The sequence below is a fragment of the Chryseobacterium sp. genome, from assembly GCF_045629545.1.
In the GTDB taxonomy this organism is placed as follows: domain Bacteria; phylum Bacteroidota; class Bacteroidia; order Flavobacteriales; family Weeksellaceae; genus Chryseobacterium.
In genome coordinates this window covers 41,016-47,501 of the sequence record NZ_JAZQRK010000018.1, presented here as the reverse complement: position 1 = coordinate 47,501, position 6,486 = coordinate 41,016, and the positions used below count along the sequence as shown (strand labels likewise).

Annotated in this window: 7 protein-coding genes; 4 read left to right on the top strand and 3 right to left on the bottom strand. The window is 34.3% G+C overall.

Annotation, left to right across the window (positions count from 1 at the left end; genetic code table 11):
* Positions 1 to 868: 868 nt before the first annotated feature.
* From ACKI42_RS04410 to ACKI42_RS04400, 3 genes are read left to right on the top strand one after another with little or no spacing between them, the layout of a single operon-like run.
* Positions 869 to 1,789 carry a helix-turn-helix transcriptional regulator gene (locus tag ACKI42_RS04410; RefSeq protein ID WP_407402851.1) on the top strand — a complete coding sequence of 307 codons (921 nt, stop codon included), beginning with the start codon at positions 869 to 871 and terminating at the stop codon, positions 1,787 to 1,789.
* A 12-nt stretch (positions 1,790 to 1,801) separates the two neighbouring features.
* The gene (locus ACKI42_RS04405) at positions 1,802 to 2,473 is read left to right on the top strand and encodes a hypothetical protein (protein WP_407402849.1); all 672 of its coding nucleotides are present in this window, start codon (positions 1,802 to 1,804) and stop codon (positions 2,471 to 2,473) included.
* A gap of 3 nt (positions 2,474 to 2,476) precedes the next feature.
* Positions 2,477 to 2,908, top strand: coding sequence for a nucleoside deaminase (locus ACKI42_RS04400; RefSeq protein ID WP_407402847.1), 432 nt, complete (start codon positions 2,477 to 2,479; stop codon positions 2,906 to 2,908).
* Positions 2,909 to 3,049: 141 nt separating this feature from the next.
* Here the strand turns inward: ACKI42_RS04400 and ACKI42_RS04395 are convergent, their stop codons facing one another.
* On the bottom strand, positions 3,050 to 3,814 hold the full coding sequence (locus ACKI42_RS04395; RefSeq protein WP_407402845.1) for a type III pantothenate kinase: 765 nt from the start codon (positions 3,812 to 3,814) through the stop codon (positions 3,050 to 3,052).
* A 108-nt stretch (positions 3,815 to 3,922) separates the two neighbouring features.
* Here ACKI42_RS04395 and ACKI42_RS04390 point away from each other — a divergent pair, with 108 nt between their 5' ends.
* Positions 3,923 to 4,075: a hypothetical protein gene (locus ACKI42_RS04390; RefSeq protein ID WP_407402843.1), complete on the top strand. Its 153-nt coding sequence runs from the start codon at positions 3,923 to 3,925 to the stop codon at positions 4,073 to 4,075.
* Positions 4,076 to 4,087: 12 nt separating this feature from the next.
* On the opposite strand, the gene ACKI42_RS04385 is transcribed toward ACKI42_RS04390, so the two are convergent.
* Positions 4,088 to 4,321, bottom strand: a complete 234-nt coding sequence (locus tag ACKI42_RS04385; protein WP_407402841.1) for a hypothetical protein — start codon at positions 4,319 to 4,321, stop codon at positions 4,088 to 4,090.
* Positions 4,322 to 4,619: 298 nt separating this feature from the next.
* Positions 4,620 to 6,461: a M1 family metallopeptidase gene (locus tag ACKI42_RS04380; RefSeq protein ID WP_407402839.1), complete on the bottom strand. Its 1,842-nt coding sequence runs from the start codon at positions 6,459 to 6,461 to the stop codon at positions 4,620 to 4,622.
* Positions 6,462 to 6,486 lie beyond the last annotated feature (25 nt).

Here is a 6,486-nt window from a genome sequence, read left to right as displayed (position 1 = left end):
TATATAAGCTTCTGCGCTACTGTCTACTCTCGTTTTCAGTGGTGCAAAAGTAGATATTTTATACCAACCTACCAAACTTATTCCTACTTAATTCTCTATTTTATTTTAATTTACTGTAAATCAGAAAGTAAAAATGGATACAAAAGTTTAAATTCGGATTTTGAAGTTTTTATTGTTAGAATGTCTTTAAACCTCAAAGGGAACAAAAGGCTTATTTGGAATGAGAAGTTTTAGACACATTAGTCATTTGAGAGGTGTGATTCTATGTTCGAAGAAGAACATATTAGATTGGGAAATCTTCGATTTCGTGTCTGTCTGTCTGACTGTGAGTGGGGATTGGTAGTTTTTTTATTTGATATTGTGTTTGTATTATTTTCAAACCTCAAAGGTTTTTGAAAACGATAAGGTTTGGGTGTTTGCCAGAATTGATGTGATGAGGAGTTGATTAGCCCGGATTGAACGGCGTGTTTGACTTCGTCCAATCACTTCGGTAGATTTGAGCTCTTTTTGTGGCGAGGATTTGCCGTGGACACAAAAAAGCGAGTAGTGAAAGCCGGAAGTAGCTATGAAATTGGTTGATGCATGTCGTAAGATAGTAATTGGTGATTGGGTGGATAAAGATAAGTTAAAGGGAAATGTAATTGTGGCGATTATTTGTTTATAATGTCATTCTAAATATTGTTTTCATTTCAGTAGGCTTTTTGATTGTTAATTTTTTTGGTAAATTTGAATTGAGATTTTATTTGGCTTTATCAAAATTTTTTTTAGGTACAATTTTTTATGTGGATATAAATATCCGTATTAAAGCATAGATATTTATCACTCATTAGAATAACACATTATATTTGTCTTTAGAAATATAGGATATATGAAAAAAGATTTTTACTTAACGAGATATGCTTTAATCATTAAAAAATTAGAAAACTCACCCTCTACGTATCTACAAATTGAAAATTATCTTTTGAATTCTTTTGAATTTCAGGATGCTAATATCAAAAGTTATTCTATACGCACTTTGCAAAGAGACATCAGAGAAATATCCAATCTTTTCAATCTTTCTATTCATAATAAAAAAAAAGGCGACAATAGATATTATATCGAAACTAGACCGATGATGGAAGTAGATGAGTATAACCAAAAATTGCTAGAATCCTTCCAAGTAAGTAATGCGCTGAATCTTCATCCTGATTTTTCTGATTTTATTTTTTTTGAAACTAGAAAACCTACCGGTGTAGAACATTTCTATGATCTCTTTTTTGCCATTCGGAATAAAAGAATCGTCACCTTCCAACATTATAATTTTAAATATAAAATGATGACTTCCCGCAAAGTACATCCTCTCGCCCTAAAAGAATCTAAAGGACGATGGTACCTCATCGGGATTGACACCAAAGATAAAATACAAAAATCTTTCGGACTAGACCGAGTGAATGAGTTGCAGGTTAGCAATACAAAATTTAAAGAAAAGTACAAATATAACTTTAAAGAGCATTTCAAAAACGCATTTGGGGTGATGAATTTAAGTGAGCAAAATCCAAAAAAAATTGTTATAAAATGCACCAAACATCAAGGAGAATATATAAAAAGTTTCCCACTACACCAATCACAAAAACAAACGGAGGAGACAGAAACGGAACAATTTTTTGAATTTTTTCTACATCCTACGTATGATTTTATGCAAGAAATATTATCTTTTGGAAAAGAAGTTACTGTCATAGAACCTCAAACTTTGGTAAACGATATATTGGAACAATTACAAATCTCTATAAATAACTATACTCAGAAATAAAAATATTGAGAAATGTTTCTTTTTTTAAGCTACATTTACACAAATATCATCCTATTGAAAGCATTCTTCGTATTTATTTTTTGTTGTTCCTCTCTATTTTGTTTATCACAGCAGACAGAAGAATTTGTACAGGTAAAAAATTACTACAACCAGCATAGAAATATGTTAGGCACAGAATTTAAAAAGAAATATCACGCAGAAAAAAAGGCATCAGCTCAACTAGCTATCCAACAAGATTTTTTACTTTTTATGAAAAAAATGGATAGCATTGAAAATGTAGCCCTGATTGGCGCTTTGGTAAAAGTAAAAAACCTAGAAGATTTATCCAAAATACAGCCCAAAACTCCAAATTCACCTATTGCTACAATAACAGAAAACAGATCCAACGAAGAAGTTTCAGCAGCATACCCTGGAGGCACCAATGTACTAAAACAAGAAATAGCTGATTTGTTTTATGGTGAAGCCGTATATTCTGAAGCGAAAAAAGTAACTTCTAAAGTAGTATTTGTGGTAGAATGTGATGGGAAAATAAGTAATGTAAATGCAGAAGGAGATAATTTCACCTTCAATAGACAAGCTGAGATTGCATTATACAGCATTTCCAAACAATTTTCTCCAGCTACCATCAAAGGGACCCTTGTGAGGTACAGATTCACGCTTCCCCTTACTTTAAATTTCGAATAAAATATGTTTACTGATGAATATTATATGAAAATGGCGCTCCAAGAAGCGGAAGCTGCATTGGAAAAAGATGAAGTTCCTATTGGATGTATTGTGGTTTGCAATAATCGTGTCATTGCAAGAGCACACAACCTTACTGAAACCTTAAATGACGTAACTGCCCATGCAGAAATGCAAGCCATAACTGCTGCAGCCAATACTTTGGGCGGAAAATACCTCATCAATTGTACTTTGTATGTAACCATGGAACCTTGCGTGATGTGTTCTGGAGGATTGGCGTGGTCTCAGATTTCAAAAGTAGTAATAGGCGCTAGAGATCCACAGCGAGGATTTATCAATAAAAACCTAACGCTACACCCAAAAACAGAAGTTGTAACTGGAATAATGGAAGAAGAATGTTCTTCTATTGTAAAAGCTTTTTTTAAATCTAAAAGATAAGCTGGGATTTTAGTTATTGGTTGATAGTTCTTAGTTGTCGGTTATTTGAAAATAATAATTTTAAACACTAGTACTCTCCAACTCTATAACCCAAAAAACTCTATAACTCTACAACCCTAAAACACTTTAACTCTACAACCCTTATTCATTCATGCTCATTCCCAAAAAGTATAATCCCTTTAGGGTATGAAGTCGATCTGCGATGTGTATTTTGTCGGTAAGAGGTTTGTAGACATGAGAAACACCACCAGTGGCAATTACAAAACAATCATCTTGTACTTCCTCGTTGATGCGATCTATAAAACCTTCTACCATACCCAAAAATCCGTAGACCATACCACTTTGCATACAAGATACCGTATCTAGCCCCAATACAGTTTTCGGCTTTTTCAGTTCTATTTCGGGAAGTTGTGCTGTTTGAGCAATTAGAGAATTAAGTGAAGTTACAATACCAGGAGCAATGATAACGCCAAGTGTTTCACCTTGTTCGTCTACACAGCTTGCGGTAAGAGCCGTCCCGAAATCTAGCACAATTTTCTTTCTATTAGGATACATTTGGTGTGCCGCTACCAGGTTGGCATAGATGTCTGTACCCATTTGTTTGGATTGCGCTACAACATCAGAAATAGTAGTTCTATCTACAATGATAGGAGCAATATTATGAATTTTCTTGATGGCTGCGCTTACCACTTTCGTCAACTGAGGTACTACAGATCCTATAATAATTTTTTTAATATCAAGAGGTTCTATCTTATAACTTTGGTAGAGCATCAGCATTTGTGCATACAGCTCATCAGTGGTTCTGTATGGTTTGGTATTAATTACCCAAGAAATATCACAATTGTCATCATCAAAAAGACCAAATCTAATATTACTATTTCCTATATTGATTACGATAGAATTCATTTAATTGCTTTTCGGGTGTAAAAATAATACTTTTCGTGAAGAATAGCTTTCTGTATTTACAAAAATTATCTATACTTTTACCTAAAAAGTACACCAAAAGATGTTCTTATGAAAAATAGTATAACCTTATTATTACTAAGTCATATAACGCTTTTGTTCTCTCAAAAAAGTGCAAAGGTGTACTATGGCGCAAAGCAAGATTCAGCAATTTATTATGCGGAATTTCTTACCGAAAAGAAAGCATATTCCAAAGAATATTGATATTTGATTAAATTACTCCACTTTTTTCACCGTCCAACTTCCCTGATTGGCTCCCATTTTCCAAGTGCCAGATTTGGTTTCGAAATTTCCGATAAGCGTAAATTCTGTATTTGACGTTGGACTGCTAATCACTCCACTTGCTCCACTTTGTAAAAATTGATAGGTAGTAACTTGCTGTCCACCAATTTCCCTTTTTACTTCCAAAGTACGACTTTTGGAAATATCTACCGTTAGATTACCCGACATATCGCCATTTATAGTTCCTATATATTTTCCTTTGTACGGCGTGACGTAGTTTTCTATTTGCTTTCTTTCTCTCTATTGTTCTAAAATTTCATCGTATGATACCAATGATAATAGCATTAGAATGCCTACTAGTAATTTCATTTTCATAATTTATGTGTGTATAAAACTAAGCTTTTTTCTGAATATTTTTATTTGAATTAAACTTAAAGATGATTCTCGTTTAAACTTAAATTATTAACATAAAAAATCCCCCAAGAAATAGATCTTCGGGGATTGTTATTTTTTCAGGAAATTAAAATTATTTTACCTCAACAAAATTATCTTCAAGGTTTACATCAGCCAAACGGTAAGAAAAATCTATTCCTAAAACCTTCAACTGAGCTTTTGTATAAGGAATTGTAAAAGTATATTCCTTTTGTGTCCAAGGCCAGTAAGGCAATGTGGTAAAAGGTCCGTAGGCATCTTTAGACTTCCAAGTACGCGTCATATTAAGAGGAATTTGGTAAGTAACCATTTTATTATCATTCGTCATTACTCCAAAATCTATAGGCATTGGTACTTGGCTGTTGTTTACCAAAGTAATAGTAGTAGATTTCGCGTCATATTTTACATCTTTGATACCATAGTCAATCGTTTTTGTGGTATTGATCCAGTAATGGTGAAACCACTTCAGATCCATCCCAGAAACTTGCTGAGCGATATGTAGAAAATCTCTATCCGTAGGATGTTTCATACTCCATTGCTTGAAATATTCTTGCATTATTTTGGCTAGATTTTCTTCCCCTACAATATATCCTAATTGTACTAGGTATAATTCTCCTTTTACATACGTTGCAAAACTATAAGCACTTCCGTTGTCATGGTGGTCTCCAAGCCAAACTGCAGGCTCTTCTATACCTCTTTTAACGAAATTTCTATAAGCATTTATACTACCCACAAATGCATTAGGTTCTGCCTCTTTAGCAGGAAAAAGTTGGCTCATCACCGTGTTTTCTGCATAACTGGTGAAACCTTCGTCCATCCAAGGATAAATAGGCTCGTTGGTAGCAATCATCTGCTGATACCAAGAGTGTGCACCTTCGTGTACCATAAGTCCCATAAGATCTTTCAAACTTTTGGCTTCACCCAAAATCATCGTACACATCCCATATTCCATACCACCATCGCCACCTTGTATAAAAGCGTAAGATGGGTAAGCATACTTCCCGAATTTAGCATTCATCGTTTGAAAAAACTTGGCAAGATAGGGTTTTGTTTCACCCCAAAATTTTGTTTTTTCGCTAGATATGTAAACCAAATATACTTTAGGGCCATCAGCTACATCAAAGCTTTCCACCGTATAATCTTTATCTGCACTCCACGCAAAATCTAGCATGTTGCTAGCCGTCCATCTCCAAGTCGCTTTATTTTTGTCGGCTTTCACTTTTGCATTACCGTCATAGCCCTTCACTTCTGTAGGATTCATCAATGTTCCACCAGCTCCAACTATATAATCTTTATTAATTTTAATAGTTACATCAAAATCAGCGAAAGGTGCATGAAACTCTCTACCCACATAGTCGAATGTAGCCCAACCATCATAGTCGTACTCCGCAATTTTTGGGTACCACTGCGTCATCGTCATATCTACACCTTCTCTGTTGTTTCTACCACTACGTCTTATTTGTTGAGGGATTACAGCATCCCAATTCATGGTGAAAGTTGTAGATGAGCTAGGTTTTATGGCTTCAGAAAGATAAACTTTCATCACCGTTTCCTGAATTTCAAATTTCAGGTCTTTACCATTTTGTTTAATCCAATGTATATTTTGTGCGCCTTCCTGATCTTTCGGGATAGCTGCCAAACGAGAAATACCGTCTTTTTGCAAACGAGAATCTCCATTTTTTCCTTGTCCTGCTACCCTTTGATCCATCATAGAATTGGGCTTAAAAGCATTCCAATACAGATGAAAATACACCACATTTAGTTCATCAGGAGAATTATTGGTGTAAGTAAGCGTTTGATTCCCTTGGTAGGTGAATTTTTCTGCATTTACGTCGATATCCATCTTGTATTTTGCAGATTGCTGATAATAAGCATTTTGTTGCGCTTGAAATTGTGAAAATATAAACGCAAACAGTATTGCAACCGATTTCTTCATTTAAATTTTTATTTTTCTTAAAGGT